Annotated in this window: 23 protein-coding genes and 1 pseudogene; 3 read left to right on the top strand and 21 right to left on the bottom strand. The window is 53.8% G+C overall.

The window, feature by feature from the left end; genetic code table 11:
- Positions 1-6: 6 nt before the first annotated feature.
- Positions 7-420, top strand: a pseudogene (locus F591_RS0113020) (NucA/NucB deoxyribonuclease domain-containing protein); the annotation flags it as partial.
- An 84-nt stretch (positions 421-504) separates the two neighbouring features.
- Positions 505-618, top strand: coding sequence for an excalibur calcium-binding domain-containing protein (locus F591_RS32825; RefSeq protein ID WP_245581035.1), 114 nt, complete (start codon positions 505-507; stop codon positions 616-618).
- Positions 619-830: 212 nt separating this feature from the next.
- Here F591_RS32825 and F591_RS33275 read toward each other — a convergent pair whose 3' ends face one another.
- The 17 genes from F591_RS33275 to F591_RS0112935 all read right to left on the bottom strand — a co-directional run bounded on the left by F591_RS33275 (position 831) and on the right by F591_RS0112935 (position 13,441).
- Complete coding sequence (locus tag F591_RS33275) at positions 831-968, bottom strand: CD1375 family protein (protein WP_281166696.1); 138 nt, start codon at positions 966-968, stop codon at positions 831-833.
- Complete coding sequence (locus F591_RS0113010; RefSeq protein WP_019535046.1) at positions 965-1,450, bottom strand: hypothetical protein; 486 nt, start codon at positions 1,448-1,450, stop codon at positions 965-967. Before F591_RS0113010 ends, F591_RS33275 begins: the two co-directional genes overlap by 4 nt.
- Entirely contained in the window at positions 1,447-2,811 is a 1,365-nt protein-coding gene (locus tag F591_RS0113005; RefSeq protein WP_019535045.1) for a DUF1565 domain-containing protein, read from the bottom strand. The genes F591_RS0113010 and F591_RS0113005 overlap by 4 nt, the downstream gene beginning before the upstream one ends.
- Positions 2,811-3,098, bottom strand: coding sequence for a hypothetical protein (locus F591_RS0113000; RefSeq protein WP_019535044.1), 288 nt, complete (start codon positions 3,096-3,098; stop codon positions 2,811-2,813). Before F591_RS0113000 ends, F591_RS0113005 begins: the two co-directional genes overlap by 1 nt.
- Positions 3,095-3,685, bottom strand: coding sequence for a putative phage tail protein (locus tag F591_RS0112995; protein ID WP_019535043.1), 591 nt, complete (start codon positions 3,683-3,685; stop codon positions 3,095-3,097). Before F591_RS0112995 ends, F591_RS0113000 begins: the two co-directional genes overlap by 4 nt.
- The gene (locus tag F591_RS0112990) at positions 3,678-4,757 is read right to left on the bottom strand and encodes a baseplate J/gp47 family protein (RefSeq protein WP_019535042.1); all 1,080 of its coding nucleotides are present in this window, start codon (positions 4,755-4,757) and stop codon (positions 3,678-3,680) included. The genes F591_RS0112995 and F591_RS0112990 overlap by 8 nt, the downstream gene beginning before the upstream one ends.
- Entirely contained in the window at positions 4,750-5,151 is a 402-nt protein-coding gene (locus tag F591_RS0112985; protein ID WP_019535041.1) for a DUF2634 domain-containing protein, read from the bottom strand. The genes F591_RS0112990 and F591_RS0112985 overlap by 8 nt, the downstream gene beginning before the upstream one ends.
- Complete coding sequence (locus F591_RS0112980; protein ID WP_019535040.1) at positions 5,148-5,522, bottom strand: DUF2577 domain-containing protein; 375 nt, start codon at positions 5,520-5,522, stop codon at positions 5,148-5,150. The genes F591_RS0112985 and F591_RS0112980 overlap by 4 nt, the downstream gene beginning before the upstream one ends.
- 5 nt (positions 5,523-5,527) lie before the next feature.
- Complete coding sequence (locus tag F591_RS31985; protein ID WP_019535039.1) at positions 5,528-6,487, bottom strand: XkdQ/YqbQ family protein; 960 nt, start codon at positions 6,485-6,487, stop codon at positions 5,528-5,530.
- Complete coding sequence (locus F591_RS0112970) at positions 6,484-7,170, bottom strand: LysM peptidoglycan-binding domain-containing protein (protein WP_019535038.1); 687 nt, start codon at positions 7,168-7,170, stop codon at positions 6,484-6,486. Before F591_RS0112970 ends, F591_RS31985 begins: the two co-directional genes overlap by 4 nt.
- Positions 7,171-7,183: 13 nt before the next feature.
- Complete coding sequence (locus F591_RS0112965) at positions 7,184-9,742, bottom strand: phage tail tape measure protein (protein ID WP_019535037.1); 2,559 nt, start codon at positions 9,740-9,742, stop codon at positions 7,184-7,186.
- Between the two features lie 208 nt (positions 9,743-9,950).
- Complete coding sequence (locus tag F591_RS0112960) at positions 9,951-10,361, bottom strand: phage tail assembly chaperone (protein WP_019535036.1); 411 nt, start codon at positions 10,359-10,361, stop codon at positions 9,951-9,953.
- 37 nt (positions 10,362-10,398) lie between these two features.
- On the bottom strand, positions 10,399-10,866 hold the full coding sequence (locus F591_RS0112955) for a phage tail tube protein (protein ID WP_019535035.1): 468 nt from the start codon (positions 10,864-10,866) through the stop codon (positions 10,399-10,401).
- Position 10,867: 1 nt separating this feature from the next.
- The gene (locus tag F591_RS0112950; protein WP_019535034.1) at positions 10,868-12,199 is read right to left on the bottom strand and encodes a phage tail sheath family protein; all 1,332 of its coding nucleotides are present in this window, start codon (positions 12,197-12,199) and stop codon (positions 10,868-10,870) included.
- A gap of 1 nt (position 12,200) precedes the next feature.
- Positions 12,201-12,404 carry a hypothetical protein gene (locus F591_RS0112945; protein WP_019535033.1) on the bottom strand — a complete coding sequence of 68 codons (204 nt, stop codon included), beginning with the start codon at positions 12,402-12,404 and terminating at the stop codon, positions 12,201-12,203.
- Entirely contained in the window at positions 12,376-12,825 is a 450-nt protein-coding gene (locus F591_RS0112940; RefSeq protein WP_019535032.1) for a phage tail terminator family protein, read from the bottom strand. Before F591_RS0112940 ends, F591_RS0112945 begins: the two co-directional genes overlap by 29 nt.
- Before the next feature lie 184 nt (positions 12,826-13,009).
- Positions 13,010-13,441 carry a hypothetical protein gene (locus tag F591_RS0112935; protein ID WP_019535031.1) on the bottom strand — a complete coding sequence of 144 codons (432 nt, stop codon included), beginning with the start codon at positions 13,439-13,441 and terminating at the stop codon, positions 13,010-13,012.
- Between the two features lie 206 nt (positions 13,442-13,647).
- On the opposite strand from F591_RS0112935, the gene F591_RS30370 reads away from it, so the two are divergent.
- Positions 13,648-14,121 carry a helix-turn-helix domain-containing protein gene (locus F591_RS30370; RefSeq protein WP_156829546.1) on the top strand — a complete coding sequence of 158 codons (474 nt, stop codon included), beginning with the start codon at positions 13,648-13,650 and terminating at the stop codon, positions 14,119-14,121.
- A gap of 844 nt (positions 14,122-14,965) precedes the next feature.
- Here the strand turns inward: F591_RS30370 and sufB are convergent.
- The 4 genes from sufB to sufD are packed head-to-tail and all read right to left on the bottom strand — an operon-like array spanning position 14,966 to position 19,333.
- Positions 14,966-16,363, bottom strand: a complete 1,398-nt coding sequence (gene sufB / locus F591_RS0112925) for a Fe-S cluster assembly protein SufB (protein ID WP_019535029.1) — start codon at positions 16,361-16,363, stop codon at positions 14,966-14,968.
- Positions 16,364-16,384: 21 nt separating this feature from the next.
- Positions 16,385-16,810, bottom strand: coding sequence for a Fe-S cluster assembly sulfur transfer protein SufU (gene sufU, locus F591_RS0112920; RefSeq protein WP_019535028.1), 426 nt, complete (start codon positions 16,808-16,810; stop codon positions 16,385-16,387).
- Positions 16,797-18,023 carry a cysteine desulfurase gene (locus F591_RS0112915; RefSeq protein ID WP_019535027.1) on the bottom strand — a complete coding sequence of 409 codons (1,227 nt, stop codon included), beginning with the start codon at positions 18,021-18,023 and terminating at the stop codon, positions 16,797-16,799. Before F591_RS0112915 ends, sufU begins: the two co-directional genes overlap by 14 nt.
- Positions 18,020-19,333 (bottom strand): Fe-S cluster assembly protein SufD, encoded by a 1,314-nt coding sequence (gene sufD / locus F591_RS0112910; RefSeq protein ID WP_019535026.1) that lies wholly within the window; start codon positions 19,331-19,333, stop codon positions 18,020-18,022. Before sufD ends, F591_RS0112915 begins: the two co-directional genes overlap by 4 nt.
- Positions 19,334-19,363: the final 30 nt, after the last annotated feature.

Raw genomic sequence — 19,363 nt, 5'->3', positions numbered from 1 at the left:
GAGCTTATGAAATTTTGGAAATGGATATTTGCGGTTATCTTCATCATTAGCGGCTGCTCTTCATTAGAACAGCCGGCGACGAGCAAGACAAGCCAGGACTATGATATTGAGCTTGTTTTTCCATCCGACAAATATCCCGAGACGGCTCTGCATATCTATGGAGCCATTGAACAAGGGGCATCGGCTGTCTGTACGATCGACCGCAAAGGAGCCGAAGAAAACCGCAAAAAGTCGTTGGCAGGCATCGAGACGAAGAACGGCTACGATCGGGATGAGTGGCCGATGGCCATGTGCGAAGAAGGCGGAGCCGGAGCGAGCGTGGCGTACATAGACGCAAGCGACAACCGCGGCGCCGGCAGCTGGGTCGGCAATCAATTGGCCCCGTACCCGGACGGGACGAAGGTTTTGTTTGTTGTTGAAAAGCCCGAAATCAAATTCGGGAACTATCCAATCGAACAAGCAAAAGAACCGGAACCGTCCGAAAGTCCGCAAAAAACGGAACCGGTGTACGCCAATTGCACAGAGGCTCGCAAGGCCGGCGTCGCCCCGCTCCGCAAAGGCGACCCCGGATACAGCAAAAAATTGGATAGAGATGGGAATGGGATAGCTTGTGAGTGAAAATTAACAAAATGACGTGGAGGGTTTAGTTCCCAGGAAGGATTGCACTTCCCTTCCGGGAAACGAAGTTAAAGGAACAGCTCCGTTCTCGTTCTATGCTGCTCTCCTTTGACTTCGCCTCCCCGAGAAGGATACATTCCTGGCGGAGAGAACGCTTCAGAAAAATCCCTTTAAATTTTGCCCGAAGCTCTTGATGGCCCTCAATGCACTTATTAATGTGTCTGCGCGACTCCTTCATATTTGGCCAACTCTGCAGTGACTTCATTTCGGATGGACTCCGGAACAGAGTCGATTTCTCGAACTCCTTCGCGAACCAAACGGACGTAAATTTGAACGATGCTTTGGCTCATACCGGCCCACCGCCTCCCTTGAGCACCATTTCGTACAGATCGGCAATGGCCGTAAATGCGGTCAGGCTCTCTTCCTTCGCAGCGGCAAGCTCGGCCTCAAGGCGTGCGATTTTCTGTTCGGGGGATTCGGGCAGAAGATCGCGAACATCCGTAAATTGACCGGGGGCGAAAGCATCCCCAACCTTGTATGTCGCCGTTCCGTCCGTGATGTACGAGACGCGCTGTTCAGGTGTCACCATGATTTGCTCCGTTGTTTCGACAGGAACGATCTGGCCGTCGCGGTCTTCATATCGAATGATTGGCCGTTCCTCGTAAACCGGAGAAATAACCTCCTCGCCGTAGGTCCAGCCTTCCACAACAATAACGTCATGCCCTACGCCACGCGCTCCTCCCTGCAGGGCATGGATAGTATCTCCATCAATGTTGGTTACCTCGTTTATAAACCCGGCAATGAGTCCATTACTATGCAATATAGCAATCATCGTATCATTCCCCCAAACCCCGTAGTTTCGGACGTTGTTCCACGTGGTTGTACCCCTTGCTTGGTAATGACGCCATACTGTGCAACGAGTCCTATTGTATTCCCGGTCGAATTATCATCCCATTCTATCGACATAATTTGAGCAGCTCCGTTGAGAAATGCCCCGTATACACGGTTAGTGACCTTGCAATTAATAATGGTCACCATGCCGTTATTGATCACATGATAACCGGAATGATACGTGCTCGCGGCGGTGACAGAACATTTTTCAAACTTGGTGTCAAACGAATTATTGGCGCTAAAGGGTGCCCGATCTGTCGCCGTTCCGTTGAACCCACGAACGACGACTTGACACGAACAAAAGTCCACAGCGACAGCGGATACGCTATAATTCATGCTAATCGCATTCCCCGCGTACAGGTGAATTATCCCCTGTCCTTGAAAACCCGCGACCTTGACAATTTCGTTATAGGTACCCGGTGCCACGTTAATAATGACGGTATGATTGACAATAGGGGGAATACGGTTTATCGCTGCTTGGATGGTTTTCAACGGTGCCCCACTAGTTCCATTATTCACATCATTCCCGTTAGGGGAAACATACAGATTCATGACTCCCGTTGTCGCTCCAGGGATAGCTTCCGCGACTACCCCGCCAAAGTCGACGTTATACATGGTCTTGGCTCCAATACGTGTTCCCACTGGTGAGATTCTTGCACCGCCGGAAGCCACATAAGCAAAATCATTTCCAGTCCCTACGCAGTCATAGACATAAACCACCGCTCCTTGCCTGGCACGGATTGCCTCCAGCTTATTCGATATTTCGCTTGCCGAAATCGCTACAGTGGACCATAACAGTTCAACCGCATAGTTTTGGAACAATGCTACGGTTGTTTTCAAATTATGCAAATCGACAGACTTACACCTATCTACAATGACATGCTTATTATTCACATTAAGCCCCGTTATGGTAAACCCAGCAACATCCACATACCCTGTACATTGATGGACCGACAGGGAACGGATTGATACATTATCCGGTGTTGTTATATCTCCCCTTAGATATAGATGCCCCCTGCCAACATAACCGTCAATGAAGATATCCTCGTCATACAAACCGTCCGCCACAATGATATTTACAATATGGTTAATTACCTGAGGCACTTTCGCAATCGCCGCGCCTATTGTTTTCAGCGCCTTTTCCGCGCTGAGTCCATCATTCGTGTCGCTGCCAGTGGATGCATTGACATAATAAGTGGCGTCAGCTAACGAATGATTGACCTTTGCGTTTACTTCTGCTCCAAGCTCGTTCATATCCTCAGGCATTACCGTATCATTCATCGTCCAATCTGTCTTAGCCATCAGGCCGTCACCTCCTTAACCTCAATCGTTTGCAGCATCAAATGGTCTGACGTAATCGGCACATTGACAGCGTTGCTGCTCAGCACGTTATCCGCCGCATCTTTGAGCTCGACTAACGTAATCAAGGACACCTCATCAACCGGAACGATGTAATTGAGCGCCAGAACGTTATCGTTAACCGTCTTTACCTCGAAATGTGTGATCTCGTAATCACCATTGATCACTACTTTGGCGACACGGCTATCCAGGTATTCAGCCATGTCATGCAGCAATTCTGAAGCAATCATCGAATAGGCACCTCCGGTCCGTATGTGACAAACGGCTTCTCCCCGAGTTTCCAGGAGCCGTCCAGTTTATAAGTCCACGTCATCGATTTCGCGGCGATATGCTCCTCGAGGCCGATCATGCTTTCAAGCGACGTGTTCTGTTGATAGGCCATGTTTGCCGGCTTGATCGTCTCGATCGTGTACGAAAGCTCTTTGAACACATTGGCATTGTCAATATTTGCGGTGACGATCAGCAGCCGATTGGCCGAATCGACGGAAACGATCGTCATTCCTTCGCCAACCAGCATGTCGAGCTGACGCTGCAGATAACGGACCGTAAACGGCGGCTTGGTCTGGTACCGATTCAGGATGCGGCGTCGCCGGAAGGCAAGCGTCTCCGTCGTTGGATCGGCCTGGATGCCCAGCATCTGCTCGCGCCGCTTGATCGCCTGAAGTCCTGATGTCCCGACAAACTGATCGTCAAAAAGCTGATCGATTGCCCCCTGCGCCACGTTCAACTCGGCAGTCTCGGTTTCGGCCAGCTCCACAAAATCTTCGATGTCTCGGTAAAACTCAGGCAAGTGTATCAGGATCCGATCGTCAGCCATGGAGCGTCACCGTCCCCGGCTCCGGTATTTCATCCGCTTCGAGCGTCAAGTTAGCCGCCGAGCCGTTGATGGTGGTGCCGGCTACGTCCTCCACACCGGTTACGGTAAGAATACGCGCATCGATCTGGGCCGCCCGGACAATGAGCTGCTGCTGATGCGCCCAGTCTTTGCGAAGCTCCAGCAAATACGACGAGATGACTGCCTCCACATCGGCTTGAACTTGAGCAGGGGTCGCATCAGCCGCAAGCGTCAGCGTCGTCTCAATATGGATCGTCCGCCCGGTTACCCCGGCAATCGTCACCTTATGATCGATTGGCGCCAGCCCGAACCCTTGACCGCCGTTAACCGTCGGATCGATGATCGTCTGTACTTCGTCTACCAACGTTGGCGATGGCGGCGTCCAGTCCGAGGCGATAATCGTGCATTTGACGGTACCGCCGCCTTGCCAGACGGGATATACCTTCGTGGCCCCTACGCCCGGGATGGCGTTGATCCGCTGCTTGTAGTCCGCGACATTGCCGCCAAATGCCGGCTCGTTGACGGCAGCGTAAAACCGCCGTCTGAGCGCTTCGTCCGATTCCTCGTCTTCGCCCGGCACCAGCACCTCAGCCAGCACCGCTCTGGCCAAGCCGGGAACGTAATCGATCGGCAGCAGCGTGCCGAACGGTTCGTTGCCGGCCGTGCCCGGCGTCTCGCAAGTCATCTTATAAGTCCCGACGCTGATGCGCTCCTTGGCAACAAAGGTGAGCTCGCCGATCGCATATCGACCGCCCAGCGGCACGTCCATAAGGGCATTCGCCGAGTTATAAAACACCCCTTTGCGCTCTGAAGGTGTCGCCGCGAGGCGATTAACGCCAAATTCGGCCGTTTTCCGGCTGAGATATTCGCCGCTGGCCGTATCTGCAAAAGAGAGATTGTAGTTGATATCCAGTTCAATATACATTTGAGCCAGCTCCGCCGCCGCCGGCGCCAGCGCGTCATAGATCACGCTGCCCTCTCTTTTATCCAAAGTATCCGGCACCCGGGAAAGCATTCGCTGCAAAATAAAAGCATATGTCATGTGCTCATACACCGATGGTCACCTCCTCTTCGAACTGGCCCTGTTCCGTTACAACCGTAAACTGGACCGTCAGCTGCTCGCCAACATAACGGACGGACAGCCCCTCCACGGACTGAATCCGATCATCCTGCAGCAGCGCCTCGCTGACCATCCGGGACGCCTCTGCCTGCACATACAATGGGCTTTTGCCGAGCAGCGTACGCAACTCGTGACCGTAATTGGCGCTGTATATGTCGTGCCAAAACCGATCCGTCTGAAGCGTCTTGTGCACAGCCTGCTTCACCGCGGCGATCCCGTCGATGCGCCCCGCGACCCGGCCGCGGCCAAAATCGAGAGCCCATGTCAGCGAAGGCCGTTGACGCCGCTCCATAAGCGCGTTATTGATCGTGCCTCCTTGCGGGATCATTCGGCAACCACCACCCGATCGAGAATGTAATACTGCTGGCCTCCCTGCATTCGCAATAGCGCGACCTTATCGCCGGCCTTAAGCCCGCGGCGAATGACGATCGGTTCCTCGGGCAGCGCGGGCTCTGTCGTTTTCGCTGCCGATCCGGTGCCGCTATCGTCCGTATACGAGTGTACGTGCCGCAGCGGCACTTCGTAATGGGTCAGCGATTCCGGCACGATGAGAAAATCGGCGGTAAGCGTGAACCGTTGATCAACCATTACGGTCAGCGGGTCGCTGCTCTTGACGTCTCCAAAAAGCAAGTTGACGGGATTAGACGCCGCTACCGCATCGGCCCCCGCCCGCTTGATGGCATTTAGTAGCCGCTCCATACTCATTAAATCACCTTCAATTCCAACGACATTGTAGGATCGTCACCGAGCCGGTGCGTACAGTGGTCAACCAGGAACGGCTGATCGATGCCGTACTCCTGAATGACAATTCGGACATAACTGCCTGCGCGAATTCGCAGGTCGCCGATCGCCTCGATATTCAGCGACCGCATCTCGCGATTTTTGAGTGCCGCCAGCGTATACAGCCGTTGTTTCATCTGAGCGTCATTCAATTGTTCATTGACCTTTTCGTAATATTGCAGCACGCCCCAGCGGACTATGTTGGCATTGCTTTTGGCAAACAAGATTCGATCGCTCTCCTTGTCGTCGCGGACCAGCTTGAACTGATTGTACGTGTCACTGTCGATAGACTGCTTATAGGTATAATTGGTCATCAAGCTGCCGTCACCGACGATAAAATCGACCAGCAGATCGTCCACCAACCGCAGCGACAATAAGCCGAAATCATCGTATAACACAAAATTTTGGCCGCTATTGACAAGCGTTAAAGCCAGTGCTTTATCGATGATGTCCATCAGCTTCTGTCCGTCCTCGGACATTTTCGGAATCACATATGACGGCTCATCGATGCGCCCAAGCTGAAGGCCGAAGTCTGCTGCAATGCGCCGAATAACATCCGCCGCGGTAACGCCCACAAAATGATAGGTCTCGGTGTTCATAAGATACCGCAATTGGTCATAGGCGGTGATTTTGACCGCCTCATTGCGTCCTCCGTCAATATTGAAAATGTACCCATAAAAGACGTTGCGGCCATCTGCCCGCACCCGAACGATATCGCCATTGCGATACGAAAAAGAGCGGTCCTCGTAAAGTCCGCCCTTAATTAGCGTAAATTCCAGGCTTCCCGGCTTGCCGATCCGGGATGTCTTCCAGACGACATCGCTGGCGATCCGGCTGACATCCCATATTCCGCCCTGTTTGTCGTCAATCATGATCTCCATCATGTCGGCAGCTTCAGCACCTTTCCGACAGGCAGCCTTCTTATTTCAGCGTCGCTGATACCGTTCAGCTGCTGGATTTCCTTCCACCGGCTGCCATCGCCCAATTTTGTCTGCGCGATCTTCCACAGGTTGTCTCCGGCCACCATCGTATAAGTGGTCGGCGTCTGCCGATCGTCTGGCCGATCGGGCTCTGCGACGGAATAGCCTGTACCGGCTGCCGTTTCGAGCAATGAGACACGCTGGGCAGTATAAAAAACGTACTGCTTCAGGGATAAGCTGTACTCGATATCGCCGCCGCTTCCGGCCGATTCCTTCCATTCAAACGATTCGATGCTTGCGGGAGTGTTGATCGTGTAACGGCCGCCGAACATCATAAACCGAATCGGACGTTTCGTCCTCATCCATTTTGTCAGGTAGTACACATATGGGTTGTAAAAAACTCCATCAGACGAGATCCCCGATAAAATTTGAGCGTTGGCAAAAGGGTAATCTTGGCGGGCCGGAAATATGCTGTCGAACGAGTACGTCAGAAGCTTGGGCGATTTGATGACGTTAATCTCCCCCAAGTCGACCAAGTCATAGGTTGTGCTGTTGCTGCCTTGACTGATCTTGATACTGCTTGGGTTGATCGGCAGTTGAAACTCCTCTTCTTTATTGTTCCAGGACAGCCATATTTCATAGAACATAGCAATCCCCTCCTTACTTCAACACGCTGCTTGCCGTAATCTCGAGTTCGCTTTCCAGAGCCACCGCCAACTCGGCCTGAATTTCTTCGATCGATCGCCCCTCCTGCCTGATATACGTATCGCCAAACGACAGCTGCGGCGTCAGCGTAACAAAGTTCTGGATGTTCTTCATCTCCGCAAGCTCCCGCATCATCCTCAGGTCTTCGCTGGCTATTTCGACGGTATCGCTGCTCCCCGCCCCGCCGAATTTGTCCATGCGGTCGATGTCAGGACCGGCCCCGCCACATCCGCAGGAGTTCCCCTCAAGGGTAGGATAGTTGGCGCCGTATCCGGCAGCATATTTGGAACCATCGAATGTTGGTGGGATAAACTCTTCCGCTCCCGGAGGCTTTTCCTGCGCAGCCTTCTCCGCCTCTTCGAGTGCCTGATTGTCTTCCGCCATCATTTCTTGCAGTTTCTTTTCCCGTTCTTCTGCATTGACTGCGGCATTCGCATAGGCTTCATCTTGTTTAGTTCGGGCATATTCTTTTATGCCTTTGGCCATGTTTTCAAAACTGAACTCCGGGACAGAAGCATAATTTGTTCCATCCACTTTATTGATCACCCAGATCACCCCATTTATAACCTTGATGAATCCGTTTAGGGGACCTTCAATGATTTTCCCGATGGTTTTCGCCCACCATTCGAAGGGTGTCGTAAGCAATTCAACTAATTTCCAGAAGTACGCCGGTAACCTATCAAAGAAATTGAGTATGGAATACCAAATCTTTATGACTCCTACCCTAAATTGATCGTTCGATTTCCATAGAGAGACTAAGGCGACAATAACTCCGATTATAAGTGAAGCGATCAAAACGAACGGGTTCATGTTCATAACCAGATTAAATGCGGCTTGAGCCATCTTTGCTATGTTAATAGCAGTTGTCAAAGCAGCTACAGCTGCGACAACCCCCCAAATAATCGGCCCGATCCAAGACCAGTTGCTCATGATTACATCCGCTAACCAAAGCGCTTGTTCACCGAGAAACATGATTAACTGCGCCACATAGGCTAGACCCGAAGAGAATGAATCGAAGAACGGCTGGAATTTTCCCGATTGGAACGCATCGTTAAGCTGTATTAATAAGGGGGTTAGGGACGCAAGAGCTGCTTGACCGCTCTCTTTAAAAGCGACAGAGAAATTTCGCTTAAGCTGCTCCATCTGGAAAGCGAATGTTGATTCAACGGCTGCCCCGGCTCGAGTGACCGCTCCTTCGAAGCCTTCGAGGCCCTTTTGTCCCTCCTGCATCGCAATAACAACGGCTTCCCCGATGTCTTTCCATTGCAAGCCAAACAATTCAGCGCCAATTTGGTTTCGTTTCTGCGCGTTGTCAACTTGGCTCAGGGCAAGCAAGGTCGCTTGATATGCCTGATTGGCCGCTTCGCCGCCGGATGCGATCTGCTCGGCCATATACTTCGCATCGAGGCCAAGCGCGGCAAAAGCGGCAGAGCTGGCCTTCGAATCTTTCATCCGGGAGAAGCTTTCCTTGACGGCCCCGCCCACTTTATCCAAGCTCCATGCTCCCTGCTCGCTGCCGGCGATCAATGTCGCTAACATCTGCTCGGCCGACATCCCCAAGCCGGCAAAATGCGCCCCATACTGATTAATGGTGCCCATCAAATCGTTCGCATAGTTGCCGCCGCGTTGGAAGCCGGTCGCGATCAGATCGAGCGCCCGGGTCTGATCCATTCCGTCAAAGCTGGCCATCATGGTCCGCGTTGCTCTGGATAACTCGCCGATATTGGTTTTGCCGTTCGAGATACGTTCAACGGCATACGCCGATTTCAGGTAAGCCGATGCCGCATCGTCGGATAACCCTTGAATATTTTGCTTGACCGTGGCAAAGTCGGCCCCTACGCCCGACAGCGACTCGCCCCAGCCTGCCTGATATACCGCCTTGACGCCCTCCAGCGCCGCTTCCGCTTGAGTCGTGTCCAGACCTAGCTGTGCCTGCAAATTGCCCTGGATCGTTTGCAGTTCGGCTGCACCGTTAATCGCAGATGTAACCACACTGGCCATTTTATCGAACAGCTTTGACGCAGCGTCTGCGATGGATTTCCATTTTTTGGACGGATCTTGCTTGTCGTTAGCACCGTCCTTGCCCTTTTCGCCGCATTGACAGCATTGACAGCATTGACAACATTTGTCGCTCGTCTTCTTCGGCTTATCTGCGGACTTATTTAGTTTATCGGCGCGATCGCCGAATTTGGCAGCAACCGAAGCCCCCTTACCCGCAAGATCGCGAGTTTTGGGGGCAGCAGGAGCCTTGATACCGCCGGGATCCGGGATTTTGCCGATACCAAGCTTCCCTGCCAAAACAGAGATAACCGCAATCTCCCGCGAGATCTTGTCCTTGAACTCTCGCACAAGGCGCATGGCCTTGGAATCGTCAAGCTTAACTTTGATATTCATAATCACTCGGCGCATCGCTATCTGCTGAAGACGGGCTATTGTCAAGGCGGCGGCTGCGCCTTTTTTGACGATATTGCTGAAATAATCTCCCATTTTGAGAAATGCTTTAACGCTGCACACTTCTCCTCCCCCCTTCCTCGTCGTGATTTCGTCTATTTCCTTCTTGGCGATTTTGCAGCGGCTTTCTTCTCGGCTTGTATGCGCATATCGATGGCAGCCATAACGAAGGCTCTTTCCTCGCGGGAAAGAGCCAAATATTCGCTAGGCCATTTGTGAAATTTGTGGAGGGCGTAGTACGCGTAATTCGCGTCGGCATCGCCCTCTTTGATTAGTTTTTTGCTTCTTCGACCAGATCCTCCATCTCCACGTCGAAGCCGCTAAGCTCGGTGATTTTGTTCGCCAGCGTGGCGATCTCGCCGGCCAGCAGCACGCGCTGCACGTATTCGTCCGGCGTGGTGACGCCGAGCATTTGCAAACTTTCGGCGTCTTTGAAATTCGGGTTGAGCGTATGATTCACAACGATCTTGAGGTTGAACACTTGACTGTCGAACTCAACCTTTCGTCCTTTGCGAATAACGGTAGCCGCTTTGCGAATTTCTTCGAACTCGCGGCTGTTCATGGCTTTGACTTTGAATTTGAGGACATTCCCCTCCGCATCCTTGAAGCGGGGAGAAACAATCACTTCTTCTGTCAAATTGTCGATAGGGTTCGCATTCAAAAATTGCTGCAGTGTGCTCATATCGTAATCCCTCCAAAATGAATATTCATGCGCCGGATCAGGAACCAACAGGCGGGTTAAATTGGTCTTTAATGTCGTAATCGTTGAAAGTAAACGGCATTTCCTCTTCCAGCATATCGTCGGAAGTCGCATCGAACCGCGCCGCGATGACGCTGTCCAGATTGCAGCCTTTCAGCATGGTGGTCTGACGGCCCGTGGAGCTGCCAGGCTGCTCATTGACAACCATAAGGTCGAACCAGAAATCTTGACCGGTCTGGACGTACTGTCTCATCAGCTGCCGGAATAAGGACGTTACGTAATAGATCGTCATCGTGCCTGTACCGGACCAGCCGGCCGATCTTTGCGGCGTGTTCGTTTTCCCAAGCACCGGAACGTCCACTTTGTTCTTCTCGATCGTGGCCTCCAGACTTTTCGCATAAAACAATTCTTCAACCTGGCCATTGATCGTGGCGTAAGCTTTGGCCATTTTGCCGCTGATGGCATCCGTCTCTCTGAAAAATGCCATGTTAGACCACCTCCACAGTCATATAAATCTTCTCAATGCTATCTACCGGCTGAATCGTTAGCTCAATCAGCACAGACTCGACGTCGGCCCCCTGCCGAACGGAAATATCCGTTTGACTGTCAAAATTCTGGATCGCTCCCTGTCCCTGCAGGCTCAGCAGGTAAGAGACGATCTCCGCTTCCAGCAGCGCCCGGCCGTCCGGATTATTGCTCACCTTGCCGATATAGAACATGTCGAAGATGCGCTTCACATCGCTTGCGATCGAGTCCAGCACCCGAACGACGCGGTTTTTGCTGAAGGCTCGGCCACGATCCGCTGTGAAGCTGGTGAGCGTGTTGATATCCTGCTCAATGACCGCAGACCCGTTAACGGCTGTGATCACCAGCTCGCCGTTTTGCAGCGCAGCGATCGTTTCGCTATTGGTCAGACGCGGATAAGCGTCAACGGCATTCGGGATCGCCCGGTACGTCAGCGATTCGTTGACATTCGCCGCAGCCTCCATAGCGGCGATTTCCCACAGCAGATATTCCGGGGGCACTTGCAAACCGTCCGATGTAACGATGCCGTTGCGCAGGCTGATAATCCCCTCATAATCTGCCGAAGGGTAGTTCACAAGCACTGCTTGCACCTTCTTCCCTTCGTCCTCGCGCTGCCTGCGCACATAAGCGGCGGCAAGCTGCTTGCTCGTCGAATCGGTCAAAGGAACGCCAAGCACGTTAAACGAATACCCCTCGAAGGCCGAGAGCGCCGCCGAGAAATCAGCGCCGCTGGCCGTGCCGTCGGCACCGCCCGCCAGACGGATGCCAGCTGTGGCCGCCGGAGCGCCCGTACCGGACCACTCGATCCAGGCGTTGGGCAGCAGTTCTTCGACGGCAGCGACGGTCTGACGATCCACTTCTTCGCCGTCCAGCAGCGTGATCACATCCATCCGCTCCGCATCGTCGATATTGGCTTGGACGACGACCATCAGATCGTTGCCCCGCGTTCCGCCCCATTTGGCCGTTGCCGTCAACGGCTCGATCGTCGCCGTCGCCTTCACAGCGCCGGAACCGCCGAGCCGGTACAGCAGAACGGTCTTGGCATGGTTGATAGCAGCGGTGATGTGCCGGATGCGCGGGTCCGTCGGGCGGAAGCCGATCAGCTCCAACGAGTTGTCCATATACTCCGCCGCTTCCAGCACGATCACTTCTGCCGGATTGCCCCATGGCAATGGAGCCGGGTACGCTGCCACGCCGCGCTCGCCCAGCGAACCAAGCGGCTGCGGCCGGGATTTGAAGTGGATATATACTCCTGGGCGCACCTTGTTTTGCGCCGTCCATGTTCCTCCTGCCATCTTAGGTCAGCTCCTTTCTCAGGTACGCTTCCAGCGCCTGTTTGGCCTGGAAGTTCGTATAGGTCTTGCCATCCTCCAACACAGCGGCCAGCACGTCTCGCTGGATCGCCGTAAATCGCTTGGAGCTCAAAAACTGCTCCTTCGTGTAAGCCGGCTCTGCTTTAAGAGCGGACTTTTCAACCGCTTGTTCTGCTTTTTTGCTCATTCGCGTTTCCCTCCTGTTTGAGATGCTGCATTTTGGGTTCATCAGGCTGCTGCTCCCAGACGAGCAGACGGTACGTCACCATGAATTGCAGGGCTGCGTCTGTAATTTGAAAGCTCATGCCTTGTCCGGGCCATGGACTCCCGCCGATCGTGATCCACTTTAACGCTGACGTTAATTGCTCCGCGACGCTGTACATATCCTCACTGGACCGCTCCGCACTGAAATAGCGCACAACGAACGGATGGTCGCGCCGGTACCGGCGGCCAAGCTCCCGGGTATGAACGGGCTCCAGAAGACGCACCACAAAGTACGGCGGATCGTGAGTCTGCTCGATCTCCTCGCTAAATACCGGTATGAGCGGAAATGTCTCGCGAAGCGCTTCATGGACCGCGTGACGCACCCCGTTAATCGTGACCTGCATGGAATGGAATCACCTCCCTCTTCGGATAGAAAAAGCACCCTCGCCGCAGCGGAGTGCCTTCTCTTTGATGATGAAGCACCAACGGGAGCTTGGGACCATGTAATCCTCGCCGCCCCGCATCCCCAGTGTGGTACAATACCAATTTACATCAGATTCAGAGGCGAAAAGTATCATGTTCGTATCATTATCTCCAGCCCAGCTTTTCGGCGATGGCCTCTACAATCCGATCCCGCCACCGTATCGCCGTAATCCGGCTCACGTTGCACTCCACAGCTATTCCCTCCCAATTCAACATCCTCGTCCGCGCCCAATAGCGGGTTTGAATCAGCTTTTGCTTTTCCGGGGGAAGCTGCTCGTAGACCGATTCGATTGCATCGACGATGAGCTGAAGCTGGTTCAAACGTTTATCCGTAGCCAGCAGCACTGCGGTTCGTCCCGTCGGATCGCCCGGCACATTGCTCCGACCGCCGCCAAAGTTTTCATCATTCGACGTTCTTCCGTACATGATTTCATCTCTGATTCGCATCATTTCTTTACGGGTTTCGTGATAGGCATACAGTTCGGATTCCACGTGCAGGAAAGTCCCTCGCCGCAGCTTCTGCATCGTCATGGCCATTTGACCCACTCTCCCTTTCAGCTTCTTTTTGCATGACAGAAACTCAAATATAATTTTAGTTAAAGACAGGTTTAGATAACAATTGCAAAAATAATGTTGCGACAACTCAAATTAAAGGTTATAATTTCAGCTGATTATAAAATTTAATTTGAGCTCCGGGCGCCAACAAACCTCGAATTCTTCAGCTCTCGGAATTTGCGTAGAACTTGAAGCCAAGCTCGCGCCTTGCTGCCATGCTTTTTGCCATAATTTGTTTCGCCTCCTTGTTGTCTAATACTATAGCACTCAAATATAATTTGAGCAATACCTTTTATCATAAACTCAATGATGCGGAGGGGCTTTCCTTGTCAACATTAGGTCAGCGCATTAGGCAGTCGCGTACCGCTAAAGGGATGACACAGTGGCAGTTAGCCGAGCGATTGGGGATGACCGAAGCGAATATTTCCAGCTATGAGAGGGATAAAAGCATCCCGCCGACGGACAAATTGATCCAAATCGGAAAGATCCTGAATGTGTCCACCCAATTTCTTCTTCACGGAACCGATGAAATGGATCACCATGCGATTGGCACCGTCGCCGCTCACCACGACGGAGAAGATTGGACGGAAGAGGAGCTGCAGGAAATCGAGCGGTTCAAGGAGTTCATTCGTTCCAAGCGAAAACGGCAGGAGTCACACTAAGACGTTGAGAAAAACCTTGCCTTCGGTATGAGGTTTTATTGTGCAATTTTATACTTTGCCGCAACGGGAATATTCAACAGGCTGCCCCCGAACTCCGCATGAAGCGTGCGAACTCCGCGTTAGTGTCAGCTTAGCGTTCGGATTCCGCGTGAGCGTGCGAATTCCGCGTGAGCGGGCCCTGCCCGGGCACATGAGACGACAAATCCTGCAAAAAATGCAACATTTTCCGCCTGCTTTGCACAAGAGAAAGGGGAATATTGCATTTTGTACAACAATTTGGAGGTGATTGGCTTCAAACCCGAGAAAATCGCCCTAAATGTTGTACAAAGTGCAACATTGAGCCGTAAATAGGCTTGATTGCCCCGCTTTTGTTGTACAAAATACAACATTTGCTCTCTCTTTGAAAATAGCCCCAGACCCGCGGCACATTTTCATCTTCTGATGGTGCTGCGCAAGCCGCATGGGGGTCAAATCAGCTTTATCTACAAGCTGAATTTTCGGGCACCGCAGGTGACGACCGATGACGAGGAATCGCTCGTCGCAGGCGTCTCTCTTGAAAACTCAGCGGCAGTCTGCCGACCAAAATTTCAATACCGCAGGGTGACGACGGGTGGCGAAAGATTCGTTCGTCATAGGCGTCTCTTCCCGCGGCACCCGTCTCGTACCTGGCCCAGGATGCTTTTCGGGCGCCTGTATCGCTCCACTGCCGGGGGCGAGTGGGATCAAACTTTCTGTAACGATAACAAAAAGGACGCGCTTGCCCGCTACTCCAGCTATGTTAAATAACTGGCCGTATGACAGGCAAACGCGATCCTTCCCTCTCAAAAACTTCGTATATCCAGTTTTACCCAATACTGCCTTCCATTTCAAATTTAATGAGTCGATTCATCTCGACGGCGTATTCCATCGGCAGCTCTTTCGTAAACGGCTCGATGAAGCCCATGACGATCATCTGGGTCGCCTCGGCTTCGGTCAAGCCGCGGCTCATCAGATAGAACAGCTGATCCTCGGATACTTTGGACACCGTCGCCTCATGCTCGAGCGTAATGTTATCGTTCATGATCTCGTTGTACGGAATCGTATCCGACGTCGACTCGTTATCCATAATCAGCGTATCGCACTTAATGTTGGCCTTGGAGCCTTCGGAATTGCGTCCGAACGAGGCCAGGCCGCGGTAAGTGACCTTGCCGCCGTGCTTGCTGATCGATTTGGAGACGATCGTGGAGGTCGTTTCCGGAGCCAGGTGAATCATCTTGGCGCCGGCATCCTGATGCTGGCCTTTGCCGGCGACGGCGATGGACAGCACCATGCCTTTTGCGCCGCGGCCTTTGAGCACGACTGCCGGATATTTCATCGTCAGCTTGGAACCGATGTTGCCGTCGACCCACTCCATCGTCGCATTCTCTTCGGCAACCGCGCGCTTCGTAACGAGGTTGTAAATGTTCGGCGCCCAGTTCTGAATCGTCGTATAGCGGACGCGGGCATCCTTCTTGACGATAATCTCCACCACGGCGCTGTGCAGCGAGTTCGTGCTGTAGATCGGAGCTGTACAGCCTTCGACATAGTGCACGAAGCTGCCTTCGTCGGCGATGATCAGCGTCCGCTCGAATTGGCCCATGTTCTCCGAATTGATCCGGAAATATGCCTGCAGCGGAATTTCCACCTTCACGCCCTTCGGCACATAAATGAAGCTGCCGCCGGACCATACGGCGCTGTTCAGCGCGGCGAACTTGTTATCGCTGATCGGTACGACCGTGCCGAAGTGCTCCTTGAAAATTTCTGGATGCTCGCGGAGCGCCGTGTCGGTGTCCATGAAAATAACGCCCTGCTCCTCGAGATCCTTCTGCATGCTGTGGTATACGACCTCGGATTCGTACTGCGCGGATACGCCGGCAAGAAATTTTTGCTCGGCTTCCGGAATGCCCAGCTTGTCGAACGTTTCCTTGATTTCAGCCGGCACTTCCTCCCACGTTTTGCCCTGCTTCTCGGACGGCTTGACGTAATATTGAATATCGTCGAAGTCCAGATCGTCCAGATTGCCGCCCCAACGCGGAATCGCCATCTTGTAGAATTGCTCCAGCGATTTCAGGCGGAATTCCAGCATCCATTCCGGCTCGCCCTTCATTCTGGAAATTTCCGTGACGATCTCGCGGCTTAAGCCTTTTCCGGAACGGAAGACCGCTTGGTGCTCGTCGCGAAACCCGTATTTATAATCTTCCAATTCAGGCATTTTTTTAGCCATGCTTGCCTACCTCCTTATGCTTTAATGCTTCTGCGACTGCTCGATGCCTTTGCGCAGCGCATTCCAGGCCAGCGTTGCGCACTTGATGCGCGCCGGGAATTTGTTCACGCCGGACAAAGCTTCAATATCCTCGTATTCGAACTCGACCGCCTCGCCTTTCATCAGGCCGGAAAACTTCTCCGCCAGCTCCAGCGCCTCTTGCAGCGTCTTGCCTTTGACAGCCTCGGTCATCATGGAAGCGGAGGAAAGGCTGATCGAGCAGCCTTCCCCGAGGAACTTCGCCGCGGCCACCTTGCCGTCCTCCACCTGCATCTGCAGCTGAATCTTGTCGCCGCACGTCGGATTGTTCAGGTCGATGCTGACCGCTTCGTCTTCGAACGTTCCGCGGTTCCGCGGGTTTTTATAATGATCCATAATGACTCTGCGATACAAATCATCCAATTGCATGGCCGAAGAACTCCTTTGCTTTGAGAAGTGCCGCCACAAGCCGGTCTACGTCTTCTTCGGTGTTGTACAGGTACAAGCTTGCCCGTGCCGTCGCCGTCACATTCAGCCACCGCATCAGCGGCTGGCAGCAATGATGTCCGGCCCGCACCGCCACGCCGTAGGCGTCAAGCGCTGTCGCCACATCATGCGGATGGACGTCGTCCAGGTTGAAGGTGATCGTGCCCACACGTCCGCTCTGCGGACCATAAATGACGAGCCCCGGAATTTCCTTCATCCGGTCCATCGCATAAGCTGTAAGCTGCTTCTCGTGGCGGTCGATCTCCTCCATGCCGATGCTCTCCAGGAAATCGATCGCTGCACCGAGTCCGATCGCCCCGGCGATGATCGGCGTGCCGCCCTCAAACTTCCAGGGGAGGTCCTTCCACGTCGATTCGTACAAATCGACATGATCGATCATTTCGCCGCCGAACTCGATCGGCTCCATCCGCTCCAGCAGCTCTTTCTTGCCGTACAGAGCCCCGATGCCCGTCGGTGCGCACATCTTATGCCCCGAGAACGCATAGAAATCGCAGTCCAGTTCCTGCATATCGACCTTCAGATGCGGCGTGCTCTGGGCGCCGTCCACCACCATGACCGCGCCGTGGCGGTGAGCGATGGCGGCGATTTCCTTCACCGGGTTGATCACGCCGAGTACATTGGAAACGTAGACGACCGAGACGATTTTCGTCCGGTCTGTCACGACAGACTCCACGTCCTCCAGACGAATGGAACCGTCCGGCTGAAGCGGAATATATTTGAGCACGGCGCCGGTCGCCTTCGCGACCTGCTGCCATGGAATGAGATTGCTGTGGTGCTCCATCGGCGTAATGACGATCTCGTCGCCCTCGCCGCACACCGCGCGGCCGTAGCTGGAGGCGACCAGATTAAGCGCCGAGGTGGTTCCGCGGGTGAAAATAATTTCTTCCGTCGATCTGGCGTTCAGGAAACGGCGAACCTTCTCGCGGGCGTTCTCGTAAGCGTCCGTAGCCCGCGAGCCGAGCGTGTGCACGCCGCGGTGAACATTGGCATTGTCATGCTCGTAGTACGCCTTGACCGCCTCGATGACGGAAGCCGGCTTCTGGGAAGTGGCGGCCGAATCCAGATAAACGAGCGGATGGCCGTTCACTTCCTGCTGCAAAATGGGGAACTGCTTCCGAAGGTCCGCCGCGTTCATTGTCCCAGTTTCCTTTCTACGATGGAGCGCAGCTGGTTCTGCACCAGCTCGAGCGGAATTTCCGCGACGACCGGATCGAGGAAGCCGTATATGATCAGACGCTCCGCTTCCGCTCGGGAAATGCCGCGCGACATCAGGTAATATACCTGCTCCGGATTCACCTGGCCCACGCTGGCAGCGTGCCCGGCCTTCACATCGTCCTCGTCGATGAGCAGAATCGGGTTGGCATCGCCGCGCGCTTTCGGGCTGAGCATCAGCACCTTCTCGGTCTGCTCGCCGTTTGCCTTCGTGGCTCCCTTCTCGATTTTGGTCACGCCGTTGACAATAGCCGTCGCCTCGTCGCGCATGACAGCGCGGGTAATCATGCCGCTTTCCGAGCTTTTGCCAAAATGAACGGCGCGCGTCGTAATGTTCAGCTTCTGGTCGTTCGTCCCGACGCAAATCACTTTGGCGTCCGACTGCGAGCCGCTGCCTTTCAGCAGCGACGTCGTATCGGCCATCGCGTTGCCGCTGTTCATTTCGCCGACGATCCATTCGATCGAGCCGTCATTCTCGACAAGCGCCCGGCGGTAAGTCAGATCGGTCACGCTGTCGTTTAAGTGATGCACCGAAGCGAAGGTCACTTTGGCCCCCGGCTTCACGACGACTTCCACGACGCCGTTCTGCACGAGTCCGCCGAGGTTTCCTTCCGACAAATAGTTGTCGACATAAGTGACCGAAGAATGCTGTTCGGCGACGATGAGCACGTGCGGCGAGAAGCTCGCCTCCGCATCGTCCGTTAAGAACAGCGCCTGAACGGGGACTTCAACCTGCACGTTTTGGGGAACGTACAGAAAGACGCCGCCGCTCCAAAGCGCCGCATGAAGCGCCGTCAGCCGGTTCTCCTCCTTGCCGACAACGGACATAAAGTACGCTTTGACCAGATCGCCGTGCTGCTCCAGCGCATCCTGCAGGCTGGTGAAAATAACGCCCTGCGCCTTAAGCTGCTCGGACACGCTGTGATAGACGACGCCGGAGTTGCGCTGCACGAGCAGGTTATCCGGCTTTCCTTGGCCTTCGTTCTGCAGCAGCGCAGTGGCCGCCGGGGGCAGTTGATCCAGCGAATTCAGCGGCTCATTCGATTTATAGGAACCGAAGGATTGCAAATTCCAACGGTCGATTCTCGTTTTTTCCAGTTTGGGCAATTCCAACGATTCAGCCAGTTCCAGCGCCTCGACGCGCAGATGAGTCATCCATTCCGGCTCGCGCCTGGCTTGCGACTGCTCCGCAACGGACTGACGATCGATGGGAAGAACGGTTTGTGCGCTCATAATACGATATCCTCCTTCTCGCTCGCCTGG

The sequence above is a fragment of the Paenibacillus ginsengihumi DSM 21568 genome (assembly GCF_000380965.1).
Lineage (GTDB): Bacteria > Bacillota > Bacilli > Paenibacillales > NBRC-103111 > Paenibacillus_G > Paenibacillus_G ginsengihumi.
The sequence above is the reverse complement of the archived record's forward strand: the minus strand, read 5'-3'. Positions and strand labels throughout refer to the sequence as shown.

Excerpts from the sequence above, each read along its gene's own strand:
- sufU (WP_019535028.1), bottom strand. The coding sequence starts at position 16,810 with ATGCAATTGGATGATTTGTATCGCAGAGTCATTATGGATCATTATAAA.
- sufB (WP_019535029.1), bottom strand. The coding sequence starts at position 16,363 with ATGGCTAAAAAAATGCCTGAATTGGAAGATTATAAATACGGGTTTCGC.
- F591_RS0113005 (WP_019535045.1), bottom strand. The coding sequence starts at position 2,811 with ATGGCTAAGACAGATTGGACGATGAATGATACGGTAATGCCTGAGGAT.
- F591_RS0112955 (WP_019535035.1), bottom strand. The coding sequence starts at position 10,866 with ATGGCATTTTTCAGAGAGACGGATGCCATCAGCGGCAAAATGGCCAAA.
- F591_RS0112985 (WP_019535041.1), bottom strand. The coding sequence starts at position 5,151 with ATGATCCCGCAAGGAGGCACGATCAATAACGCGCTTATGGAGCGGCGT.
- F591_RS0113000 (WP_019535044.1), bottom strand. The coding sequence starts at position 3,098 with ATGATTGCTTCAGAATTGCTGCATGACATGGCTGAATACCTGGATAGC.
- F591_RS31985 (WP_019535039.1), bottom strand. The coding sequence starts at position 6,487 with ATGATGGAGATCATGATTGACGACAAACAGGGCGGAATATGGGATGTC.
- F591_RS0112980 (WP_019535040.1), bottom strand. The coding sequence starts at position 5,522 with ATGGAGCGGCTACTAAATGCCATCAAGCGGGCGGGGGCCGATGCGGTA.
- F591_RS0112915 (WP_019535027.1), bottom strand. The coding sequence starts at position 18,023 with ATGAACGCGGCGGACCTTCGGAAGCAGTTCCCCATTTTGCAGCAGGAA.
- F591_RS0113010 (WP_019535046.1), bottom strand. The coding sequence starts at position 1,450 with ATGATTGCTATATTGCATAGTAATGGACTCATTGCCGGGTTTATAAAC.
- F591_RS0112960 (WP_019535036.1), bottom strand. The coding sequence starts at position 10,361 with ATGAGCACACTGCAGCAATTTTTGAATGCGAACCCTATCGACAATTTG.
- F591_RS0112940 (WP_019535032.1), bottom strand. The coding sequence starts at position 12,825 with ATGCAGGTCACGATTAACGGGGTGCGTCACGCGGTCCATGAAGCGCTT.
- F591_RS0112950 (WP_019535034.1), bottom strand. The coding sequence starts at position 12,199 with ATGGCAGGAGGAACATGGACGGCGCAAAACAAGGTGCGCCCAGGAGTA.
- F591_RS0112970 (WP_019535038.1), bottom strand. The coding sequence starts at position 7,170 with ATGTTCTATGAAATATGGCTGTCCTGGAACAATAAAGAAGAGGAGTTT.
- F591_RS0112945 (WP_019535033.1), bottom strand. The coding sequence starts at position 12,404 with ATGAGCAAAAAAGCAGAACAAGCGGTTGAAAAGTCCGCTCTTAAAGCA.
- F591_RS0112995 (WP_019535043.1), bottom strand. The coding sequence starts at position 3,685 with ATGGCTGACGATCGGATCCTGATACACTTGCCTGAGTTTTACCGAGAC.
- F591_RS33275 (WP_281166696.1), bottom strand. The coding sequence starts at position 968 with ATGAGCCAAAGCATCGTTCAAATTTACGTCCGTTTGGTTCGCGAAGGA.
- F591_RS0112935 (WP_019535031.1), bottom strand. The coding sequence starts at position 13,441 with ATGGCCATGACGATGCAGAAGCTGCGGCGAGGGACTTTCCTGCACGTG.
- sufD (WP_019535026.1), bottom strand. The coding sequence starts at position 19,333 with ATGAGCGCACAAACCGTTCTTCCCATCGATCGTCAGTCCGTTGCGGAG.